This window comes from Alteromonas sp. 4NH20-0056, assembly GCF_057539655.1.
Window position 1 is genome coordinate 68,813 of record NZ_BAAJLS010000009.1, and the last position, 23,419, is coordinate 92,231.

The following is a 23,419-nucleotide window of genomic DNA, read 5'->3' on the forward strand; positions in this document are numbered from 1 at the left end:
CTTACAAATGAGGCCGAGATAGGGAGGTTATCCCTAGAGCGCGAACATCGTCCCAATCGCTATCGACAGCAGGTATGATTTTATTGAATCCCAAATTACTTAAAACCTCTTTATTTTTTATATCGTTAGATAATAAATCCAGTGATTTAAGAATAGTGGCTACATCAGAATCTGCCACATTTGAATGAGCAGCGAACGCGTGAGGCGTATAGCCATTACTTTTCCATAAAACCGTAAGAGCAGATTCGACATCTTTTGGCGCTGCGTTTAGTGTCCTAACAATGCCACCGCCAGCCACAAAAAAACCTCTCGCAAGATTAAGATAGACAGAGTCGTGTGAATGCACATAGCGAGGTATTACCGAGACGCCCTGTTGTTGAAGATATGAAAGGGGGATTATTGTGGCAGCAAAAGCAGCTGGTGCTGGAAACGCCATTTCCATTCCCTGTAGTTGCTCGACCGAGGTAATACCGCTGGCTGTCGGTACCGCAATGATGCCCTCAAGTTGCTTGTCGTTTTCTCGAGCGAGCGCGCGATAGCCGCCTTTTTCATTGAACACCACAAAATGAAATGGGTTCATGTATGCAATATCGTATGCACCGTCAGCTAAGCGGCTTTCAAACGTAGGGATGTCTTTTGCAGTTTCGAATTTTATCGTTAGCCCAGTTTCACGATTCATGTAATCAATGAATGGCTGCCAACGCTCAGCAAGTATTTTTGGCGTTTGTTGCGGCACGACACCAAACACTAGAGGCTCGCGAGCATATGACTTAGAAAAAGACGTCGCAAAAACTAAAAGTAAAATCCAACGGATCATGATCACTCCCATTTTTTCCTATGTTGATGATGCCTTATTCATCGTGCATAAATTGTTCTAGAACTAACGTTAAGTCGTGATTTGAAAACGGTTTTTGAAGGGTCGCATTTGCACCTAACGCTAGCGCGCGCGATAAGCTTTCATCATCAAGAGCTGAAATCACCAGAATTTTCAAATCTTTATATTGAGGTTGCTCGCGCGTGAACTGAATAACGCTATACCCATCCATGCCCGGCATACTTAAATCTAGCGTCATCATTCTCGGGTTGTGCTGACTTAGCATAATACCGGCTTGAAACCCTCCCGTGGCGATATAGCTTTCAAAGCCCGCTCGTCTGGCGACTCGTTGAATAGATTTAGCCACGGGCATTTCGTCGTCCACTATCAGCAACGACGGTATTACGTCTGATTTCAGTTTGTCTGGAACCGGCATATCATGTCTTTCTAAAAACGCGATAAAGTCTTCAACAAGCACGCGGTTATTCCCTCTACCAGGCAGCTTGAAGCCTTTAAGTTTGCCACTTTCTATCCATCTGATTACCGTTCGAAGGTTTACATCGCAATACGTTGCAATTTCACCTGACGTAAGTGTTTTCATTTTTTCGCCTATATTTTGTGCGCGACTGAAGTATATCACTTATGCTAATGGTGACAATTTAGACATAAGGCTATATCGCGACATTTATGACATCCGTTGTTTCTGGGCTTTTTTAAAGGCAAGTGCTTGGCATTTTCTGCAAGCAAAATTAAACCCAAATATGATCCTGATGGCTTCTTATTGTTGTAAGTGTAGGGTATATCGTAAATTTTGCTGACAATAGTGAAGTGTGTTTGACTTGTTTTTACTGCGTTAAACCCCCATCGTTAGAATCAATACGCAACGAAGAGAATTTTATTTATGACTGTGCCCGCGATTGAAATGGTAGAAGGTCTACCGATTTTTTCTGCCATCAAGCATGAAGACATTAAGCCCGCGATTGAAAAGGCAATTAGCGCATGTAAGCAAGAGATTGAAGACGTCGTCGCGTCGCAAGATTACTCTTATGCAAATGTAGTCGCGAGGTTGGAAGAGGTAGACGACACGTTAAGCAAAATGTGGTCACCTGTTTCTCACATGAACTCAGTGGTAAGCAGTGACGGCTTGCGAGACGCACACGACAGTTGTTTACCACTCTTGTCTGAATACGGTACGTGGGTGGGGCAGCACGAAGGACTCTATAACGCTTATGTATCACTTAAACAGTCGGACGAATATCTCGAATTAGACGAACAGCGTCAGAAGGTTATTGATAATGCGGTGCGCGACTTTACGCTATCAGGCGTTGCGTTATCTGGCGAAAAGAAAAAACGCTTTGCCGATATTCAGGCGCGTTTAAGCGAGCTTTCTTCTACGTTCTCAAACAACGTGATGGATGCCACCATGGGGTGGACCAAACATGTGACAGATGAAAGCCTGTTGTCAGGTATGCCTGAGTCAGCAAAAGAAGCTGCCGCACAAGCCGCTAGCGAAAAAGAACTAGAAGGGTATTTGTTTACCTTGGATATTCCCTCTTATCTTCCCGTTATGTTGTATGCAGATAATCGAGAACTGCGTGAAGAAATGTACCGGGCCTATGCTACGAAAGCCTCTGAGCAAGGGCCAAGCGAAGGTCAGTGGGACAATACAGATATTATCAAGCAAACCTTAGTGCTTAAAACTGAAATGGCAGAGCTATTAGGCTTTGATAATTATGCTGAACGTTCGCTAGCAACAAAAATGGCAGAATCTAGCCAGCAAGTCGTATCATTTTTACGTGATTTAGCTGATAAGTCTAAACCACAGGCAGCTCGCGAGTTTGAAGAAGTTAAAGCTTATGCTAAAGCGAATCATAATGTTGACGAATTAGCAGCATGGGATGTGCCTTATTACAGCGAAAAGTTAAAGCAAGAGCGATATACCATCTCTGATGAAATGCTGCGACCCTATTTTCCAGAGGACAAAGTACTCTCGGGGTTATTTGACGTTGTTCACCGTTTATATGGGTTAACTATTATTGAACAACCTGGCGTAGATACGTGGCACAAAGACGTTCGTTATTTCACTATTACCGATAGCGCTGACGTTATGCGCGGAAGCTTCTACCTTGATTTGTATGCCCGTGCGAAGAAGCGAGGCGGCGCATGGATGGATGAATGCAGAGTAAGACGTGAACGCGTTAACGGCGAGTTGCAATTACCGGTTGCATACCTAACGTGCAACTTTAACGCCCCAGTGGGTGATAAACCTGCATTGTTTACCCATGATGAGGTGGTAACATTGTTCCACGAGTTTGGGCATGGCATTCATCATATGCTAACCAAAATGTCTGTCGCCGGCGTGTCAGGAATTAACGGCGTGCCTTGGGACGCGGTTGAATTGCCAAGTCAGTTTTTAGAAAACTGGTGTTGGGAAGAAGATGCACTGAATTTCATTTCGGGGCATTACGAAACCGGTGAACCTTTACCCGCTGATCTGCTAGAGCGCATGTTAGCGGCACGTGATTATCAAGCCGCTATGCAAATGGTGAGGCAGCTAGAATTCAGTCTGTTTGATTTTCTGTTGTACAGCCAAAAAGGTGAAGCTGCAGATGTGCAAGGTACGCTAGATGCGGTACGCGATGAAGTGGCCGTAGTCGTCCCCCCTTCGTTCAACCGCTTCCAAAATAGCTTTGGTCACATCTTTGCAGGTGGCTATGCTGCTGGATATTACAGCTACAAATGGGCCGAAGTCCTATCGGCTGATGCGTATAGTAAGTTTGAAGAAGACGGGATTTTCAATCGCGAAACGGGCAAGTCGTTTCTAAATAACATACTAGAGATGGGCGGTAGCAGAGAGCCAATGGAACTGTTCGTTGCGTTTAGAGGGCGGGAGCCTAACGTTGATGCGTTACTTCGTCACAACGGAATTACCGGATAATGAACGAGTCGTTTTCTTCTATTTATGCGCGGGCTGTAAAGCGTAAAGGAAGCAAATCAGCACTAGAAAGCATGCTCAGCCCTGCACTATCACCGAGTGACGTGGCTGCTATCCCTGATGACAGGTTTTTAGCGGCCATGACCATGAAGGTGTTTCAATCTGGCTTTGTGTGGCGTGTTATAAGGCAAAAGTGGCCCGACTTTGAAGACGTGTTCTTTGGCTTTGATGTAGACAAAGTGCTATTGATGCCCGATGAAATGTTAGAACAGAAAGCGACAGATAAGCGTATTGTCAGAAACTACAAAAAAGTACTTACGGTGCGCGACAATGCAATCATGATAAAAGATGTGGCGCGACAACACGGTAGTTTTGGTCAGTTTGTTACCTCGTTCGACGCGAGTAATATTACTGAACTATGGTTGTACCTTAAACGGCATGGAGCACGGTTAGGGGGTAATACCGGCCCTTACATGTTGCGATCCTTGGGAGTCGACACCTTTTTGTTCTCGCAAGATGTAGAAGACTATCTGAGAAAAAACGACATTATTGATGGCGGGCTTACATCAAAGAAAACGCTCGCAGCGGCAAACGAAGCGTTCATGCAATGGCACCAGGAAAGTGGTCGAACGTTGCAGGAAATTAGTACTATTCTTGCGTTTAGTTGGGGTACCAACCAACCTCTGCGGTAACGGTTTTTACCCTCGCGTTTTCTACACAAAATGCCCACGTTTTTTGCGGCAATCGCTGTTGCTTGCCGCAACAATCCTATACACTTCTGATTTTATAAAATGTAACTATATGGGAATGCCATGAGCGACAACCAAAATACCTCTTCATCGGTTGAGGCATCATCAGCGCCGACAACTCACTTTGGTTTCAAGCAAGTAGACAAAAACCAAAAGGCATCAATGGTCGCCAACGTATTTGATTCTGTTGCCGCTAAATATGATGTGATGAATGACCTGATGTCGATGGGCGTTCACCGCTTATGGAAGCGTTACACCATTGATTGCTCTGGCGTACGAGCGGGGCAAAAAGTGTTAGATATCGCGGGTGGAACTGGCGATTTAACGGCAAAGTTCTCACGCTTAGTTGGCCCTACCGGGCGCGTAACCTTAGCGGACATTAATTTGTCGATGCTAGAGGTGGGCAGAGATAAGCTGCGCGATCGTGGCTTGGTTGGCAACATCGACTATGTGCAAGCCGATGCAGAGGCGCTTCCTTTTCCAGATAATCATTTTGACGTTGTTACGATGGCATTTGGCCTTCGCAACGTAACGGAAAAACAGAATGCGCTTAACTCTATTTATCGCGTATTGAAGCCCGGTGGCAGGTTGCTAGTACTTGAGTTCTCAAAACCCACTAGCGAGCAGCTAAGCAAACTCTACGATGTCTATTCGTTTCACATTTTGCCAAGAATGGGCCAATTAGTCGCTAACGACGCTGAAAGTTATCAGTATTTGGCTGAGAGTATTCGCATGCACCCTGACCAAGAAACATTGAAAGGGATGTTTGAAACGGCGGGCTTCGATCAGTGTGATTATCAAAATTTGACGGGTGGCATCGTGGCGTTACACAGAGGTTATAAGTTTTAATGCCTACCTCTGCATTAGCATCTGCGCTTATCGAAGGTAGTATCAATAAACTTTTGAGCTTAGATGAGGCGAGCGCAGCACGCCTTGCTTCGTTGAAAGGGGCGAGACTAATTGTCTACCTTGAGCCCCTTCCTAATGCGTTTATGTTGGTGTTTAGTGAACGTGTAGATGTGCTTTCGGTTTATGACACTTTTGATGAAACGGTGGCAAATTTATCGCCGCTCGATTGTTGTATCAGTACATCGATTCAAACATTACCGCAATTGAAAGAAACCAATCAATTAACGCGCTTAATTCAACAAAATAAGCTTAATGTTGAAGGCGAACTTGCAGTGGCTCAAAAAGTGAGTGCATTGTTTCAGCAACTTGACATTGATGTTGAAGAAATTATTGCTGAAAAAACCAGTGATGTATTTGCGCACGAATCGATAAAAACCGTTAAAGCGGTTCAAGAAAAAGCGTCGAAAGCATTTGCAGCGCTGGCGCGAAACCTCGGTAATGTTATGGTGGAAGAAAAGCCTGTAGCAGCGCATAGATTAGCCGTGATGCATTTCAGCGATGAAGTTAACGCATTGCGTGACGACACCGCACGATTGGAAGCTCGCTTGAAGCAACTAGAAGACACAGAGAACTAAGAGACCGTCATGCGCATAGTAAGGTTGTATAAAATTGGTAAAGTACTGCTTGAGCATGGGCTTGATAATTTAATTCCCGCCAAGTGGTTGCCTTGGTATGCCAGGGTAATGCGCCACGGTATTTTTTGGATACGCAATAAGCACAAAGACAAGTCAGAAGGCGAACGTATTACCCTCGCTTTACAAACGCTAGGGCCAGTGTTTATTAAATTTGGGCAGATGATGTCTACCCGTCGAGATTTGTTACCGCCCGCGATAGCGAATGAACTGGCTCGGCTACAAGATAAAGTGCCCCCATTTTCAACAGAAGCGGCACAAGACATCATAAAAGCGTCGCTTGGGATCCCATCCTTATCTGTTTTGTTCAGCGAATTTCATGCTGAACCGCTAGCCTCTGCATCTATCGCGCAGGTACATGCCGCGACATTAAAAGCAAACAATGAAGATGTAGTGGTTAAGGTGCTTCGCCCCGATATTCGGGACATCATAGAAGCTGATATGGAGCTGTTGTTTAGTATTGCTAACGTACTCCAGCGGTGGCTACCCGATGGCAAGCGTTTACGGCCTGTTGAGGTTGTTGTTGAGTATCGAAAAACCATTGTTGACGAATTAGACCTGTTGCGTGAATCGGCAAACGGTATTCAGTTAGGGCGAAACTTTGAGCGTTCTGACGCGTTGTATGTGCCTAAGATATACAGCGATCATTGTCGGCATAATGTATTAGTGATGGAGCGCATTTACGGCATCCCTGTTTCTAATATAGATTCACTACTTGCACAAAATACTAATATGAAAGTGCTAGCTGAACGCGGCGTAGAAGTCTTTTTTACCCAAGTATTTCGCGACAGCTTTTTTCATGCAGACATGCATCCTGGCAATATTTTTGTATCGACGGAACACCCAGAGAACCCCCAATATATTGCCATCGACTTCGGCATTGTGGGAACGTTGAACCGAGAAGATAAACGCTATCTAGCAGAAAACTTTATTGCGTTTTTTAATCGAGATTACCGCAAGGTGGCGCAGTTACATGCCGATTCAGGCTGGGTACCGAACGACACCAATATTGACGAATTCGAAATGGCTATTCGCACGGTGTGCGAGCCGATTTTTCAAAAGCCACTGGCTGAAATATCATTTGGAAACGTGTTGCTTCAGTTATTTAACACCGCCCGGCGGTTTAATATGGTGGTGCAGCCGCAATTGGTTTTGCTACAGAAAACGCTACTGTATGTTGAAGGGCTGGGGCGTCAGTTATATCCGCAGCTTGATTTATGGAAAACCGCGAAGCCGTTCTTAGAGAACTGGATGAAAGAACAAATCGGGTTTGCTGCCATGTTAGGAAAAGTGAAAGATAATCTTCCTTTCTGGTCAGAGAAATTACCCGAAATGCCAGATTTGCTTTACGACAGTATGCAGCAAATGAAACGCCTTCCGTTTCAACAACAGCAAGCATCGAAAGCGCTATTAGCGGCGCAAAAGAAAACGACCCAAACCATTCATTACAGTGTGGTGGGTGGCACTTTTGTGTTGTTATGTGCGGTGCTACCTATGTATGACATTCAATGGTACTTCGCTGCGCTTAGCGGCGCGGTAGGGGCATGCTGTTGGTACCTTGCGTGGCGTAATGGGCAATGATGGCTTAGTCGCATTTGCTTTCTAATTTGAAGTTTTTAGAAAATTTTTAAATTAGCGATTAATTTGTATATTAATCGTCCCGAAGAATGGTATAGTGCATTTGGCTCTAAGCCCGAAGTCTTTAAATAGACGTGATGTTTGTATTATTTGCTATATGTTAAACCGCTCGAGTTACCCTGTAATTTGTTGTAAGTTGTTTGTCCATTCGTAAGTAAGACCCAATAACTCCGTCAATTTAAAGATATAGTTACACGCGCCTATTGCGCAATTTAATATGATATTTGAGGTCTATACGACATGTCTAAAGTTACAGGCACCGTTAAGTGGTTTAACGCTGATAAAGGTTATGGTTTTCTAACTCAAGATAACGGCGGTAAGGACGTATTCGTTCATTTCCGTGCAATTGTTTCTGAAGGTTATAAAACTCTTCCAGAAGGTCAGCGCGTAGAATTTGAAGTTGAAGAAGGTCAAAAAGGTCTTCAAGCTGCTAACGTGCAAGCCATCTAAGAATTTAAAAACGGCGGTCATTATGACCGCCGTTTTTCTATCTATCTAAAAATTTAGTTGTCCAATTACTGCCTTAGTTGCTACTGTAATCTCAACATAGTGTTGGTGAGTTTCAATCAAGGAAAGCACGCATGGGACAACGTTCTTATCTCTCTTTTTTTCTCTTCACGTTATTTACCCTTCTATTAAGCCAAACCGTATTGGCTGATGATGACGATAATCATATTGCTACCTTATTCGGTAACGCGCTTTACCTCTCTGACGTAAAACCAGACGACGCCACGTTACGTGAGATGGAAGAAGATATGGGCGACGGGTTTCGTGCTGCATTAGGTGAGGTCATGTTGGCTAACCTGACAAATAAAATAATAGATGCAGTGCTTGCCGATTACGCCCAAACGCAAGACATCGTCATTGATTCAGCGTTGACAGAGCGTTTTAAACGCACATTCGCAGGTACGCTAAGTGATAAATCAGCGCAAGAGATTATGCAGATTGCAGAAAAGAATGTGTTGCAATGGCAAGCCGAGAAGGCCATGTTCGAAGCGTTCGGTGGGCGAGTGATATTTCAACAGACTAATCCGCTCACGCCAATTGATGCATACAAAGCGTTACTTACCCAGTATAAAGAAAAGGGGAGTTTCATTATTCTAGACCCCGATGCAAAGGCTCGATTTTGGGAAACCTTTGAACCTCCGTTTCGCTTTGAAGTAGCCCCAGAAAATGTCGACTTTAGTAGCCCGTGGTGGGCTAAGTAGGGCTGTTAATCACAAGGTAGCACGGCGTTAATTAAGCAAGTACACAAGGCATTGCCAAACGTGCTGTGGCAAAGCGAACCGTTCTATTGTTCAAATAGCGCCGTTGAAAAGTAACGCTCTGCGCTGTCAGCAAACATCACCACAATGCGCTTCCCTTTATATGCACAGGTTTTACTAAGCGCAACGGCAGCGGCAAGAGCAGCACCAGATGAGATGCCAATTGCGATCCCTTCGTGTTTTGCAACCTCTCGTGCCATGGTTATGGCGTCGTTATCGCTAACGGTAACCACAGAATCAATATCGTCAATATTGAGCAGCGCAGGAATATGGCCAATGCTTATTCCTTGAATAGCATGGCTCCCTTTCTCACCTTTGCTTAATGTGGCACAGGATGTAGGCTCTACGGCAATTATTTTTGCTTTGCAGTCGGCATGACGAAACGTATGGGCGATACCTGAAAGCGTACCGCCCGTGCCCACGCCGGTAATGAATGCGTCAAGGTCACCGCCAGTGTCACGTAATATCTCTTTCGCCGTAGTGGTGGCATGGGCGGCGCTATTAGCCAGATTTGAGAATTGGTCGAGCCCAATTCTATGCTCGCATGCTTGTGTCAGCTTATCAGCCATAGCCATCGCACCAGCAATACCTTCAGCTTTTGGGGTAAGCACAACGTTCGCACCGTAGTGCTTCATCATCAGGCGGCGCTCAATGCTCATGTGTTCAGGCATACATACTGTTAGCTTAATACCAAAACTTGCGCATAAGCATGCCAGAGCAACACCGCTATTACCCGACGACGCTTCGACCACCTCGGTGTTATTATTAAATCGTTCGCTGTTCATTAGGGCGGTTAGCATGGCTAGGGCAGGGCGATCTTTACTTGAACCGCCTGGGTTTGCGCTTTCAAGTTTTGCAAGAATATCGGTCTCTAAACCAAACAAAGTCCGAATGTTAGACAGTCTTACCAAAGGCGTATTACCAATGGTCTCAGCGATGTTATTGATGATGTTGGCATTTACATGTGTCTGGGTGTTTAACATATCGGCTAGCGTTTATTGAAAAGTCATAGAGTTATAGTGACATGCTAGCGTGAATGTATTTTCTATTTGGCACCCTATTTACGCTGTATGCTAGAATAAAATTCTATTTATAACTAATTTGGTGGGGTATTTTTCTATGGATAAGCTGGATAAAGCGATATTGGGCTTGTTACAGCAGTCGTCAGATATTTCCGTTAACGATATAGCGGAGCAAGTTGGGCTGACGGCAACCCCATGTTGGCGGCGTATACAAAAGCTAGAAGCGGATGGCATTATCAACAAACGTGTTGCGTTATTAAAAGCGCGGTCGTTAGGGTTAACCATGACCGTTTTCGTGCAGGTAAAAGCAGCCAGACACGATGGCAAGTGGTTGGCAGCCTTCGCTGAACATGCCTCCTCATTTGAAGAGATCGTTGAGTTTTATCGTATGTCGGGTGAGTTCGACTATTTACTGAAAGTGCTAGTAACTGACATGGATAGCTTTGATCATTTCTATAAACGTTTAGTCAGCGGGATTGATTTGAACGATGTCACATCTAGTTTCGCTATGGAACAACTTAAATACACCACTGCACTACCCTTACATCACTTATAACCCTTTTAGCACTTTGCTGTGTAGTGCAATGTACACACGCACAACAAAGACTGACACAGCAAGATTGTACCAAAAAAAGAAAAGGGGCATGCTTGGTAGTGTCGGTGTCGAAAATGCTTTTTGACGATAGATATAGATGGCGTCTTTTTTACCAATTTACGCAATGGAGTTGATATGACCCAGGTTAACCCGCAGTGGGACGATATGCTCAAGCTAGACGAGCAGCTTACTGATGAAGAACGGATGATAAGCCATAGTGCGCGTGACTTTTGTCAGCAGACACTTATGCCAACTATTTTACATGCCAATAGAGAAGGGCGTTTTAACCCTGAGATAATGCGGCAGTTTGGTGAAATGGGCCTGTTGGGGTCAACCATTCAAGGTTATGGATGCTCAGGTGTCAATTATGTTTCGTACGGCTTAATCGCCAGAGAGGTAGAGCGTGTAGATAGTGGCTACCGTAGTGCGATGAGCGTACAGTCGTCTCTTGTTATGCACCCTATAAATACCTTTGGCAGCGAAGCACAAAAAGAGAAATACCTGCCGAAACTCGCCTCAGGTGAGTGGATAGGTTGCTTTGGATTAACTGAGCCTGACGCAGGGTCAGATCCTGCTGCAATGAAAACACGCGCTGAAAAAGTCGATGGTGGGTATCAGCTGACCGGGGCTAAGATGTGGATCACGAATTCGCCAATTGCTGATGTGTTTGTCGTATGGGCCAAAAGCGTATCAGAAGACAATGCTATCCGTGGTTTCATTTTAGAGAAAGGCTTCACTGGGCTGTCTGCGCCAGAGATTAAAGGTAAGCTTTCACTTAAAGCTTCGATAACCGGTGAAATTGTAATGGATAAAGTGTTTGTGCCCCAAGACAATATGTTGCCAAACGTAAAAGGGCTTAAGGGGCCATTTAGCTGTTTAAACATGGCACGCTACGGCATTTCATGGGGAAGTATGGGGGCTGCCGAATTTTGCTGGCATGCGGCACGTCAATATGGGTTAGACCGACACCAGTTCAATCGACCGTTAGCCCAAACACAACTATTTCAAACTAAGCTAGCCGATATGCAAACCGAAATCACATTAGGGCTTCAGGGATCATTGCGACTAGGCCGGCTTATTGATGACAACCAATACGACCCAGCAATGATATCTATGATGAAACGTAATAATTGCCAAAAAGCGCTGCATATTGCGAGGTTATCCAGAGATATGCATGGAGGGAATGGTATATCAGACGAATTTCACATTATGCGCCATATGATTAACTTAGAAACGGTGAATACCTATGAGGGAACTTATGATGTGCATGGACTGATATTAGGGCGCGCGCAAACAGGCCTGCAAGCGTTCTTTTAGTAGGTGCGAAGAGCATTGTCGGCACTATTTGCGCACCTTCACACAACCTTCTTATTGTTGGGTTAAATATATTGAAAGCTTTGTAACCTTACTCGGGTCTTAGTTGTTGTGGCGTCGGGATCTCAATTCACCCGATAATGACAATGAGGGTGGTTACAATGCTTAACACGATAAAAGCACGCATTTTGGTGGGCTATGCAAGTATATTACTTGTAACGCTTCTGGTTGCCGCAGTATTAACGCTGAATAATTCGAAGGTATCGATGCAAGTCGATGCCTATGTAACCGACACCCTTCCAATGCTCGAGAAAATTGACGCTGTACAGCGAAAAAGTAAAGAGCTCGTGCTAATTAGCTATTCGCTGTATGGCACCACACTGTCTAGCGAAGCATTTTCTCCTTTGCAAGGTGCGCTCATAGAAGATATTAATGCCACACTTCCCCGTATTTCCATCGAGAGTAGCCTTGCTGACCATTTCAATCAGCTAAATAACGCTGTAAGCGCTTTAAGCGCGACGATGTCTTCTGATGTTATCAGTTGGGATACAGCGCGTAATAATCTACAAGCAATTACTGCTGCAGCCGATGCCTTTCAGCAGTCGCTGTTCAAAGAAAGAAAAGCTGTTGCCATGGCTGCCAGTAAGCGCGCAAATCATATTGCAGAACAAATGAATACCAGCCAGCAAATTATTTACGCACTTGTTGCAGTGCTGACAAGCGTTGTACTGCTTGGTTGGCTGCTATCGAAAAAGCAAATCGCAGCGCCTATTAGCACATTTGCTTCACAACTAAATATGGTTGCAGAGTCGAGAAACTTGGTAGCCACGTTCCCGCATCAGCAAACCATAGAATTAGAAAACGTGCGTAGTAGCATGGCGGGCCTATTGGATGTTTTTCGTGACGGGATGATAAAAGTACGTAGTGCGGTAGAGCAAATAGATGGTGCAACACTCGTTCTTACTGAATCTACACGGCATTCTGATGCATCGGTTAATGAGCTTAATACTGAAATTACAACGCTCGTCACCCGAATGGATTCTCTATCAGCCGACATGGAGCAGAGCTTATTACGCTCACAGTTTGCCGCTACATCTGCAAAAGAAAGCGCAATGAAGGTTGATGAAGGCCAGTGTCAAGTGCAGCAGTCAGCCAATGCAATTTCAGATTTGGCAAAGGATATCGAACAAACGTCTAGGACACTTGAAACATTACAAAGCGAGGGATCAAATGTGTCGGGCGTGGTAAAAACAATTGCAGATATTGCTGCACAAACGAATCTGTTGGCGTTGAACGCCGCTATCGAAGCTGCACGAGCTGGAGAGTCTGGGCGTGGTTTTGCCGTGGTTGCCGATGAAGTAAGAACTCTTGCGGTAAGAACGCATCAATCTACGGTCGAGATAAATACCATGCTTGAAAGGATTGTTACTTCAATTCAAGATGCGGTTGATACCATGAGTGCCAATAGAGACAAAGCGAATGCATCGGTGTATTTGGCAAATGATGTTGTCAGTACGTTAGAAGAAGGGCGAAGACAAATGCTGTCGCTGGTTGACGTGAGCGAGGATGCTGCGCGCTTGGTTAGCGCAGCCCAAGAAAAAGAGCGTGACGCAAAAGCCCAGGTCAGCTATTTCGAAACGTTAGGGGAAAAAATTGATAAGACGAATAAAGACGTTGCGACGGCCGCACTGGAACTGTCACATCTGTCTAACGCGTTAAGTAACAATGCTAACCACTTTACGTTATCGTAAAAAAAAGGCCCTTAAAATAAGGGCCTAAGTATTAATGATTTTGTTCTTCAATTTGCTCTTCAGCAAAGATTTTGGACTTCTTTTTTATTTTACATCCTAAAATACGTTGCGTGTTCTTTCGCCCCAAATAATGGGCTACAGTATAGGGGTGTGCACGTTTGAAGAACCTAGATAGTGGTTGTAGTACGTTTATCATTTTTGGCTCCTTCTTTAAAAAAATTCCCCACACACAATATAGTAATATTACAGTATGATGTCAATATTCTTTTTATTTATGAGCATATAAAGAAAACGCGAACAATTGCTCGCGTTTTCCAAAAATGGCACTCAAAACCCATTGTGTTAGTAATAACTCAGCTTTTCAGTTTTTCCAGAGAAAATCCTGTAAACCATTACCGTGTAGGCAAGAATGCAAGGTACAACGATGACAACGCCAACCAATAAAAACCGTAAGGAGTCAGCGCTGCTTAACGCGTCCATAACCGTAAGCTTGCCTGGAATAACAAAGGGGTAATAGCTTATACCGAAGGCGGCGAAGCACAGTAAAAAAACCAATAGTGCAATGACAAACGGCAGCCATTCGCCCTTTCCTTGTGCTTCGGGTAGGCGCTTCAATACCACGCCGCATAGCAATAACAGGGCAAAGCACGCAACAGGTATCGCCATTAATATTACGCCCCACGGTGCAGAAAGCCATAAGGCTCGAACCTCTTCGTGAAGGGTAAGGTTGGCAATGCTAACCCCTACAATGCCTAGCGATAAAACTAACAGCCCACGTTTTGCCCAATAAATAGCTTTCTGTTGAAGCTCATTTTCTGTTTTCAGTATGAGCCAACATGCGCCAATAAAGACATAGGCAGCAGTAACACCGAACGCAGAGAGTAAAGCAAAGCCTTGCGACCATAAGTCGGTTCGTAGCCCCGTTACATAAATACCCAGCATATAACCCTGTGCAAGGGTGGTTATCAACGAACCATATTTAAAGGCAAAATCCCATTTACGTTTTTTAACCTGAACCACTTTAGCTCTAAAATCGAACGAGACGCCCCGCAATATCAAACCTAGTAACATTATGGTCGCGGGAATGTATAGTGCCTGCAGCACTTCACTGTGGGCAGCTGGAAAGGCGATAAGAAGTAAACCTATCGCGAGTACCAACCAGGTTTCGTTTGCATCCCAGTAGGGCCCAATCGACGCTATCATATCATCGCGAAAGGCCTCGTTACGGGGAGGAAGCAGTACCCCAACCCCCAAATCGTAACCATCTAATACGGCATACATCAGTACGGCCAGGCCTAATAGCCCCACATAGATATTTCCCAACATTTCTGGTGTAACATGATCAAACATATTTATCTCCTACACCGTTGCGGGTGACATTTTACTGGCTTTAGCCATTTCACGCTCTTCTGTCGAAATTTCCTCAATCTCAACAGCCCGGCGACACATCAGCATTAATGTACCTAGATAAGCGACTAACAAGACAGAATAAATGACGGCATAAAGGGTAAAGCTAAAGGCAACATTGCTAGGCGCAATGTTGGTCACTGCGTCATGCGTTTTCAACACGCCACTCACCAAGTAAGGTTGCCTGCCAATTTCCGTAACATACCAACCGGCGAGTGTTGCTACCCAGCCACTAAATGCCATACCCGCAAATACGCGATTAAGCCACGTAGGTACCGCTTTATTTCGCAGCAAATAACCGCTGCCCAACCATGACACAACTAGCATCAACATACCCATGCCCACCATGACTCTGAACGCATAGAACACAGGTGCAACGGGAGGATGTTCGCCTTCAAACTCGTTTAATCCCTTAATTTCACCCTCAAGTTGATGCGTCAGAATAAGGCTAGCAGCATAAGGGATAGGGATCTCAAAGTGATTTTCACGTGTTTCTTCATCGGGAATGGCAAACAGTAATAGCGGCGCCCCCTCTGTGGTTTCCCATAGCCCTTCCATTGCAGCGATTTTCTGCGGTTGGTGTTCTAGGGTGTTTAGCCCATGCATGTCGCCGGCAAAAATCTGAAGCGGAATCAATATTGCTGCCGCGTAGGTCGCGGTTTTAAACGACAGCTTTGGTGCTAACTTATCGTCGCCTTTTAACATTCGATAGGCTGAAAGCCCTGCAATTAAGAAACTAGCAGTAAGGCCAGAGGCCAACATCATATGAGCAAACCGATACGGGAAAGAAGGATTGAAAATAATCGCCGCCCAATCTTTGGCGTACACCACACCGTCAATAACCTCATGACCTTGTGGCGTTTGCATCCAGCTGTTTAGTGATAAAATCCAAAATGCAGACGCCGTGGTGCCAAGGGCAACAATCAGTGTTGACAAGGTATGCACCCAATTAGGTACTCGGCGAATGCCAAATAACACAATGCCTAAAAATGTCGCTTCTAAAAAGAAGGCAGTAAGGACTTCGTAGCCAAGAAGCGGCCCAGCAACGTTCCCGACTTTTTCCATAAAACCCGGCCAGTTGGTACCAAATTGGAACGACATAGTCACGCCGCTTACTACCCCTAGGGCAAAACTTAACGCGAATACGCGTACCCAAAAACGGTAAATGCGCATCCATACTGGGTGACCGGTAATATTTGAGCGTAATTTAAAGTAGAAAAGAAACCATCCCATTGCCATCGTGATGGTAGGGAATAAAATATGAAAGCTTATATTTAACGCAAATTGTAAACGCGACAGCAAGAATGCATCCACAGGTATCTCCTAGTTAATCGTGCCTTTTTTAGGAATAAGTTTGTCTTTCAACTCGAGCATGCGACCCACACCAGATCCTAATTTCATCAAAGTATTAAGTTTTTCAGGCCCTAAGCTTTGCAGTTCCTGTGACCACGCGGTGACCGATTCTAATAAGTCATGTATGTCGTTAAGTTTCGCTTGCGCGTTTGCCTCTGCACTATTTGCGGGTGCATCAAGTAAAAGATCCCTAAGTAAGCTCATCGTCGGGTCGATTTCGCGCTTTCGTCTTTCATCGAACACCCTGTTGGCAAGCGTCCAAATATCGCCACCCGCTACAAAGAACTCTTTTCTTTCACCCGGGATAAGATGTTGTTTTATCAACCGCCAGGACTGCAATTCTTTAAGGCCCATGCTGGTATTCCCTCGAGAAATATTCAGCGCATCTGCAATTTCCTGCGCTGATATGGGCTCGTCGTTCAACACAATTAATGCAAGAATTTGACCTACCGTTCTGTTAAATCCCCATCGACTTCCCATTTCTCCAAAGTGCATTACGGCAGAAGTAATAAGTGGTGTCATTTTCATTTGCGTGACCTGTGGAAGTTTCAGAAATTACTGAAAGTTTAATATATTGTTTGATATAGATCAACAAAGTTAATAGGGAAGTACGTTTGAAAGTTACACAGAGTAGGCGCAGGGACATAGCGCGCGAAAGCCATCAAAACCCTAGCGGAAACAATTATTAATTGGGCAATTAGGTCGCCAAAATTATTAAATAAATGTAATAATGGGGAGGCATGGTTAGGTTCATGCGATTTTACTTATAACAACAAGACGTGTAAAAACGCTTTAGGAACCACAATGACTACCCTGCGCCATGAAACTTCCACCTTAGCTAATTGCGAAGACGAAAAACTTCACCTTATTGAAAGCGTACAAAGCTTTGGTTTTTTGTTAGCGATAAACCCTGAAAGTAAAATTGTCGAGGTGGTGAGTGAGAATATCGGGCTGCTTTTTAGTAAAGATATCGTCCCGGGTGAAACATTAATCACCGAATTAATCGCTATTCCTTCGCCCGAATCTCACACCTTTAGTACGATTTATGCTGACGTCAAAAATAATGGATTACGTCATGCTTATCAGTGGAAGTTTGTAGAAAACGCGCTGCATATTAAAAACTGGGACAAAGAAGGAAGTGGCGTTGCATTTGAATCAAATGGCTTGCTCGTTATCGAGTTTGAACCGTCTCCTCAGCTAAGCTATGAAGCGGCGCAAAAGTGGCTTCCCGTCGATACTGATATTAGAACCTTGCTGCCAAATCTTCAAAACTGTAACTCGGTATTAGATGTAGCAGATAGCATTGCCAGCGTATTTAAACGCTATATTGGCTTTGAATCGGTAATGATTTATCGCTTTGATGAAAACTTCTGCGGTGAAGTGGTAGGCGAAGCGAAAGAAAGAGATAAGCGTTCATTTAAAGGGCTTGTTTTCCCCGCGTCTGATATTCCAAGTCAAGCGCGCGAGCTTTACAAAAAGAACCGAGTGCGTTGTGTTTATGACACTGAAGAGCCAGCTGTCGGTTTATTACCCAAGATTGCAAATAAAAATAGGTTACCACTAGACCTGTCTATGTCGATGGTTCGTTCTGTGTCGCCTATGCATTTGCAGTATATGAGAAATATGGGTGTTAGATCGTCGTTTTCAGTGTCACTGATGTACGAAGATAAATTGTGGGGGTTAATTGCCTGCCACAATAGTGAGCCTGTCTATATTGACCAGAAAAAGCGATTGGTGTGTGAGTCATTAGGCCACATGTATGCATGGCAGTTACACACTAAATCGCTTCACGAAAAGAAAGAGCAATTTCAACAGCGCCAGCGAACATTGAACAATGTTGTACACAAACTAACGACATATGCCAATCCACTTGAGGCCATTGCGAGCAAAGAAGAAGAATTGCTCCAAGTCACCGATACCTGCGGGCTTGTGGTTATAACGCCATCAGGAAACTACACAATCGGACGAACGCCCTCTGAGCCCGCAATAGAAACCCTGCTGGAAACGTTTTCAGATAAGAAGGCTGAGTTAGCGGTAGCGATAAGTAAGTTAGGCGACGATATTACAGAAACCCTTGATTTAAACGGTGTTCGCGGTATTTATATTTCTTGTGTGTCGCCAGCCTTGGGCTATTACACCATATGGTTTAGAGAGCAACGAGATAAACTCATTCGCTGGGCGGGCAGAGATGCTGCCTCAAAAGACATTGGTACATCACTGACTCCACGACATTCTTTTGATTTGTATTTGCAAAGTATTGCCGACGAGTCGGTTGCCTGGTCAGAAGACGACAAACTTATTATTGAAGGGTTTGATCATCTTTTCATTCCTTATGCATTAAGTCTGAAGGCATCGCTAGATAAGCAAATTGTCAAACTTGAAGAGCTAGATAAAGCGAAAGATCACTTTTTGGCCAGCATCTCGCACGAGTTGCGTTCTCCACTTAATTCAATTGTTGGGTGGACCGACTTAGCATTAATGGACATGAATAATGTTGAGCGTATGACAGATGCACTCGGCGTAATTAAGCGTGCTGCATCCACACAGGCCTCATTGATTAACGATATTCTCGACTTATCGAGAATTATTTCAGGAACCATGAAGCTAAGCACTCATACGCTAAAAATATCCTCCTCTATTTCAGAAGTAGCGAAATCGTTTGAAGCGGGCTTCACCGCAAAGAAAATTAAACTGTCATTAAAGTTTGAAAGCGAAAGCACGCAAATATTAGGCGATGAATTACGCATCAAACAAGTGGTCAGTAACTTATTAAGTAACGCGCTTAAATTTACCCAGAAAGGCGGTACGGTTGAGGTGAGTGGTGCGCGACACCATTCCAACTATGTGTTCACGGTACAAGATAACGGCAAAGGCATGACAAAAGAGCAGCTTACGCATGTTTTTGACCGATTTTATCAAGGAATGAACGAGCATAATCGTCATGGGCTAGGTTTAGGGCTTTCCATTGTGAAAAACCTTGTTGAAATGCACGGCGGGACCATAAAGGCCAAAAGTGACGGCCTGAATAGCGGTACTGCATTCACTGTGTCTATTCCTATTGCGCCCGTGAAACAAGGCTCGCTAGATGACATGCAAAATAATGTTGTTACCTCTAATTTAACGTCATCGCTGAGATTGCAAAACCTGCGTATTCTGGTGGCTGAAGATGAAGAAGATTCTCGTAACTTTATTCAGTTGTTCTTAGAGTCAAATGGAGCAAACGTGGTCGTGGCGAAAAACGGTTTGCTTGCATGGAAGCGACTGAACGATGCACCTGATGCATTCGACGTCGTGTTGTCAGATATCGGCATGCCAGAACTAGACGGGTTAGGGCTAATAACTAAGATACGCGCTAGCGCCAACCCCAATATTGAACAAATTAATGCGGTAGCGCTTACCGCCTACGCCTATACGTCTGACAGGGTAAAAGCCCTGAAGGCCGGCTTCAATAACTATGTATCTAAACCGGTAGACGGTGAGGAAATTCTTACTATTATAGAAATGTACTTGCCAGATTAACGTCTCATTTGTGCGCTATTTAAACCTTTGCGCACGTTACCAACGCTGAAGAATACGTTTGTACACTTCGGGGTCTAGAAAACTTGCTCGGTTGGGCAAGTTTTCAGGTAATGCACGGTTGGCCTCATCAAGTGAGGTATATTCAACACCATCAATAACGTATAGGCTTTGTTCCGACGTTGCATACTTATCGAGCGGATGCGCTGACAACGTTAACGAGGCTTGTGAGGTGGTGGTTTTACTGCCAATAAAGTCGGCAACCCCATCGCCGTTTATATCTTTGGTAAGCCACGACAAGCCCAACAATACATTAAAGCGCCCTGTATATTGCATACTGTCGATAGCGTCTTCGAAGCCGTCGATGAGTGCTTTGGCATTGCTGGTATCTTTATGCAGTGATAGATGAACCCCTGTCTTCAACAGCGGCACCGGGGAGAGAAACAGAATTTCTTCATTGTCGTCCTGAACCAGTCGATTTAGCTCATCAATCAGTAGTCGGCTACTTAGCAGCAATGGTGCTCGGTCGTCGGCAATTTGCTTAAATGCGTCGTAACTACTGGGGTTTCTAGACCACTTAATCTCTTTCAATCGTCTAAAGGTAGGCGTATTGGCAAAACGATTCTCTATGGCTACCCGTTTATCGTTTAGGTGCGGCAACAGCTTAATATTTTCAGCGATTGGCTTTTTACTGGCGACATAGAGGTGTAAAGGCAAATACGCTTTTGAATAGTAATATTCGCTGTCTCTATCGCCTAAGTCGAGGTAAGCAAATTCGCCATCTGCGCGTCTTGCTCTTAGTTCACTGCCTAGAAACGCTTGCCGCATGACGGCTAAATCTACGTCTTTCTTCATGAGTGAAAAGGCTTCAGCGACAATGGCATTAAGTCGTGCAGGTTCACCTTCGTTGTCGACAAAAGTGGAAAAAGACGATGCCACTAAAGAAACGGGTTGAGCGAAAAGACAAGTTGAAAAGAGTAAGCTGGCAATAGGTAACGTTAATTTCAAAAGCAATGGAGTGACCTCGTTTACACAATAAAAAGCGTATGCTGTGTTGCGATAGGTACGCTAATGAATATTACAATGGTTTACTTAAGTATGAAGAATACTTTATTCGTGTCAATGAACGCCGTCGTGGCGAACCGTTTTAGGTACATTAAACGCCAAAAAGGCAAGCGGCACAGCCTTAAGACTGTGCCGAACCACTATTACTGTTGTGGGAAGCAAGCGACATGCAACAATCCGAAAGCTTATTCGCCAAAGCTGCCGGCCGCGCCAGGGTATACCACGACACTTTCTAGGCCGTTATCATTCACGCTAGCCACGCCAAAGAAGTAGTTATCGATAACAATATTCTCTAACGTTGCTTGTGTGACATTACCCACAAACTTACTGAACTCCCACTGAGGTGCATCGGTGTGACGCCAATATAGTTTATACCCTTTAAGTTGAGGGTTCTGGGTCGTATCTAACGCATTCCAACTGAGTGTGGTTGAGGGTTGAACCGCGCCCTTTATTGAAACATTAGCGGGTGGGTTTGGTGCCCAAGCCATCGAAGCCAACGTAACCGCGTTTAAGCCCGTTAGCTTTGCCGCATAGTCAAAGTTGACTCCATCTAGCGTATCGCCATATTGAATACCGTCTTCCACGCGTAAGTCTTGATGTTGGCGTGTATAGTTCTCGTTGGTTTCCATAATGCGAATACCTGGGTAACCCAGGTCGTTAAACGGGCGGTGGTGTCCGCCGCGACCAAAACGGTCTAACCGGTAAATAACCATGGTATCGAGGTTTTCAATGTATTGGTCGGCAATGCTATCTATATAGCGTGCAAGGTTTCGGCTAGGCGAGTCTACCTCACCTCCCGTAAAACGTCGGCTGCGAGCTTCTTTTTCTGTTTCGGTCACGCGTGTACCTTCAGCAAATATACGGGCAGTAGTGTTGTTTATCACCCCGTTAACGCCTTCGATATTGCCAATCATGTCGTTGTTTAGCACTGCCTTTATGCGCCATCCGTCTTTTTTGGCTTGGTTAGCCATAATGCGCCCGCCAAATAGCCCTTGTTCTTCACCAGCGAGGGCGGCATACACTATACTGCCGTTGAATTTGTATTTAGATAATACGCGCGCCGCTTCCAGAGTACCGGCTACGCCCGACGCGTTGTCGTTAGCGCCAGGTGAGTCAGAGGTGAAATCCATTACGTCTGATACGCGAGAATCAATATCGCCAGACATGATCACATATCGGCCAGGATCGGTACTTCCTCGCTGAATGGCAATAACGCTTACCACTTCAACAGGGTCGGGAATACGCTTTTCCCCGCTGATGATTTCTGATTGATAGTACACCTCTAAACAACCGCCACACTCGGCTGAAATCTTATCAAACTCGGCCTTTATCCAACGGCGGGCAGCACCAATACCGCGTGTGTCTGACTCGGTTTCGGATAAAGTATGTCGCGTACCGAAATTAACTAACGTGGTAATGTCACTTTCAATTCGTTTAGGGGAAATAGCCTCAGCAATATCGTACAGTGCCGCTTTTTGTTCTGTCTCGTCAGCATTCGCTGCAGGGCTTGCAAAAACCGTTAGCGACAAGGCCGTAACACTGAGTGTTTTTAATGTGGCGGGTAATTGTCTTATCATTATTCTCTCCAATGGTTATCTTTTCACCATAACCAATACGAAGAGCATGAACAATTAGAGTAAACGCACCGAAACGTTAGTTATCGAATAACCCCGCCTATTCAACCAACGGCGCTATCTGAAAGAAAAAAGGCCTTCCGAAGAAAGCCCTTTATCAGCACGCGTGGCTGTTAAATAAATGCGAAGGCATCACCAAAGAGATTAGTTGCCTGCAAACCGCGAGCGGTAAAATCATCACGAACGGTTTTCGCCATTTCGAAGCGCCCTGCAACATACACTTGCAGTTGAGCAAAGTCGGCGTGGTCTGCCATTACAGCATGGTGCACCCATCCGGTTCTGCCTGTCCAATCGTCTGCGGCAAATTCAACAACAGGAACAAAGGTAAAGTGGTCGTTAGTATCGGCCAGTGCCTGTAATGTGTCAGCCAAATACAAATCTGATGCGTGTTTAGCCCCCCAGTAAAGCGTAAGAGGGGTGCTATCACCATTTTTAAGGTGTTCTTGCAAAATAGAATAGGTGTACGAGAAACCCGTACCGCCTGCGATTAATATCATCGGCAACCCATTACTTTGTAAAAAGGCATCGCCGTGGCCAATGTTTAGGGTTATCTCTTTCTCGTCTTGCATACGCGCTAATACTTCACCGGCATAGCTGTTACCGGGCTCTGCACCAATATGAAGTTCAATGCGCGTATTATCAAACGCCGCGTTTGCGATAGAGAAAGGGCGCAAATCTTTTTCGCCCATGACTACCATGGCATATTGGCCTGCCTTAAATGAAACGGCAGTAGGTAGCGTAAGTTCAACTTTGTGTATTACATCGGTTAAAGGCGTGATGCTTGCAACCTGACATTTTAATTCTGACATGTATTTTTTAT

20 protein-coding genes are annotated in these 23,419 nt (G+C 44.8%); 11 read left to right on the plus strand and 9 right to left on the minus strand.

Annotation, left to right across the window (positions count from 1 at the left end):
* Position 1 precedes the first annotated feature (1 nt).
* Positions 2-817: a phosphate/phosphite/phosphonate ABC transporter substrate-binding protein gene (locus AC27EZ_RS14660; RefSeq protein WP_487136038.1), complete on the minus strand. Its 816-nt coding sequence runs from the start codon at positions 815-817 to the stop codon at positions 2-4.
* A 34-nt stretch (positions 818-851) separates the two neighbouring features.
* Positions 852-1,415 carry a response regulator gene (locus AC27EZ_RS14665; protein WP_487136039.1) on the minus strand — a complete coding sequence of 188 codons (564 nt, stop codon included), beginning with the start codon at positions 1,413-1,415 and terminating at the stop codon, positions 852-854.
* Positions 1,416-1,715: 300 nt separating this feature from the next.
* Between AC27EZ_RS14665 and prlC the strand changes: the two genes are divergently transcribed.
* From prlC to AC27EZ_RS14700, 7 genes are all read left to right on the plus strand, one after another.
* Entirely contained in the window at positions 1,716-3,752 is a 2,037-nt protein-coding gene (gene prlC / locus AC27EZ_RS14670; RefSeq protein WP_487136040.1) for an oligopeptidase A, read from the plus strand.
* Positions 3,752-4,441, plus strand: coding sequence for a DNA-3-methyladenine glycosylase I (locus tag AC27EZ_RS14675; RefSeq protein WP_487136041.1), 690 nt, complete (start codon positions 3,752-3,754; stop codon positions 4,439-4,441). The genes prlC and AC27EZ_RS14675 overlap by 1 nt, the downstream gene beginning before the upstream one ends.
* A 120-nt stretch (positions 4,442-4,561) precedes the next feature.
* Complete coding sequence (ubiE, locus tag AC27EZ_RS14680; RefSeq protein WP_487136042.1) at positions 4,562-5,347, plus strand: bifunctional demethylmenaquinone methyltransferase/2-methoxy-6-polyprenyl-1,4-benzoquinol methylase UbiE; 786 nt, start codon at positions 4,562-4,564, stop codon at positions 5,345-5,347.
* Positions 5,347-5,982, plus strand: coding sequence for a ubiquinone biosynthesis accessory factor UbiJ (locus tag AC27EZ_RS14685; RefSeq protein ID WP_487136043.1), 636 nt, complete (start codon positions 5,347-5,349; stop codon positions 5,980-5,982). Before ubiE ends, AC27EZ_RS14685 begins: the two co-directional genes overlap by 1 nt.
* 9 nt (positions 5,983-5,991) lie before the next feature.
* Positions 5,992-7,620 (plus strand): ubiquinone biosynthesis regulatory protein kinase UbiB, encoded by a 1,629-nt coding sequence (gene ubiB / locus AC27EZ_RS14690; RefSeq protein ID WP_487136044.1) that lies wholly within the window; start codon positions 5,992-5,994, stop codon positions 7,618-7,620.
* A 297-nt stretch (positions 7,621-7,917) separates the two neighbouring features.
* Positions 7,918-8,127 (plus strand): transcription antiterminator/RNA stability regulator CspE, encoded by a 210-nt coding sequence (gene cspE, locus AC27EZ_RS14695; protein ID WP_269520052.1) that lies wholly within the window; start codon positions 7,918-7,920, stop codon positions 8,125-8,127.
* Between the two features lie 131 nt (positions 8,128-8,258).
* Positions 8,259-8,885, plus strand: coding sequence for a hypothetical protein (locus tag AC27EZ_RS14700; protein WP_487136045.1), 627 nt, complete (start codon positions 8,259-8,261; stop codon positions 8,883-8,885).
* 83 nt (positions 8,886-8,968) lie between these two features.
* On the opposite strand, the gene AC27EZ_RS14705 is transcribed toward AC27EZ_RS14700, so the two are convergent.
* A complete protein-coding gene (locus AC27EZ_RS14705) occupies positions 8,969-9,925 on the minus strand; it encodes a PLP-dependent cysteine synthase family protein (protein WP_487136046.1) in 957 nt (318 codons plus the stop codon).
* Between the two features lie 136 nt (positions 9,926-10,061).
* Here AC27EZ_RS14705 and AC27EZ_RS14710 point away from each other — a divergent pair, with 136 nt between their 5' ends.
* The 3 genes from AC27EZ_RS14710 to AC27EZ_RS14720 all read left to right on the plus strand — a co-directional run bounded on the left by AC27EZ_RS14710 (position 10,062) and on the right by AC27EZ_RS14720 (position 13,624).
* Positions 10,062-10,520: an Lrp/AsnC family transcriptional regulator gene (locus tag AC27EZ_RS14710; RefSeq protein WP_487136047.1), complete on the plus strand. Its 459-nt coding sequence runs from the start codon at positions 10,062-10,064 to the stop codon at positions 10,518-10,520.
* A gap of 174 nt (positions 10,521-10,694) precedes the next feature.
* Complete coding sequence (locus AC27EZ_RS14715; RefSeq protein WP_487136048.1) at positions 10,695-11,876, plus strand: acyl-CoA dehydrogenase; 1,182 nt, start codon at positions 10,695-10,697, stop codon at positions 11,874-11,876.
* Between the two features lie 158 nt (positions 11,877-12,034).
* Complete coding sequence (locus tag AC27EZ_RS14720; RefSeq protein ID WP_487136049.1) at positions 12,035-13,624, plus strand: methyl-accepting chemotaxis protein; 1,590 nt, start codon at positions 12,035-12,037, stop codon at positions 13,622-13,624.
* A 342-nt stretch (positions 13,625-13,966) separates the two neighbouring features.
* Here AC27EZ_RS14720 and AC27EZ_RS14725 read toward each other — a convergent pair whose 3' ends face one another.
* Genes AC27EZ_RS14725 through AC27EZ_RS14735 form a run of 3 tightly spaced genes read right to left on the minus strand, consistent with a single transcriptional unit; the run spans position 13,967 to position 16,912 of the window.
* Positions 13,967-14,974 (minus strand): cytochrome d ubiquinol oxidase subunit II, encoded by a 1,008-nt coding sequence (locus tag AC27EZ_RS14725; protein ID WP_487136050.1) that lies wholly within the window; start codon positions 14,972-14,974, stop codon positions 13,967-13,969.
* A gap of 9 nt (positions 14,975-14,983) precedes the next feature.
* Complete coding sequence (locus AC27EZ_RS14730) at positions 14,984-16,345, minus strand: cytochrome ubiquinol oxidase subunit I (RefSeq protein ID WP_487136051.1); 1,362 nt, start codon at positions 16,343-16,345, stop codon at positions 14,984-14,986.
* Between the two features lie 9 nt (positions 16,346-16,354).
* Positions 16,355-16,912, minus strand: coding sequence for a GbsR/MarR family transcriptional regulator (locus AC27EZ_RS14735; protein ID WP_421132611.1), 558 nt, complete (start codon positions 16,910-16,912; stop codon positions 16,355-16,357).
* A gap of 276 nt (positions 16,913-17,188) precedes the next feature.
* Here AC27EZ_RS14735 and AC27EZ_RS14740 point away from each other — a divergent pair, with 276 nt between their 5' ends.
* Positions 17,189-19,903 (plus strand): ATP-binding protein, encoded by a 2,715-nt coding sequence (locus AC27EZ_RS14740; protein ID WP_487136052.1) that lies wholly within the window; start codon positions 17,189-17,191, stop codon positions 19,901-19,903.
* Between the two features lie 36 nt (positions 19,904-19,939).
* On the opposite strand, the gene AC27EZ_RS14745 is transcribed toward AC27EZ_RS14740, so the two are convergent.
* The 3 genes from AC27EZ_RS14745 to fre form a co-directional block, all read right to left on the minus strand.
* Positions 19,940-20,914: a substrate-binding periplasmic protein gene (locus AC27EZ_RS14745; RefSeq protein ID WP_487136053.1), complete on the minus strand. Its 975-nt coding sequence runs from the start codon at positions 20,912-20,914 to the stop codon at positions 19,940-19,942.
* A 236-nt stretch (positions 20,915-21,150) separates the two neighbouring features.
* Positions 21,151-22,542, minus strand: coding sequence for a M28 family metallopeptidase (locus AC27EZ_RS14750; RefSeq protein ID WP_487136054.1), 1,392 nt, complete (start codon positions 22,540-22,542; stop codon positions 21,151-21,153).
* A 170-nt stretch (positions 22,543-22,712) separates the two neighbouring features.
* Complete coding sequence (gene fre / locus AC27EZ_RS14755) at positions 22,713-23,408, minus strand: NAD(P)H-flavin reductase (protein ID WP_487136055.1); 696 nt, start codon at positions 23,406-23,408, stop codon at positions 22,713-22,715.
* Positions 23,409-23,419: the final 11 nt, after the last annotated feature.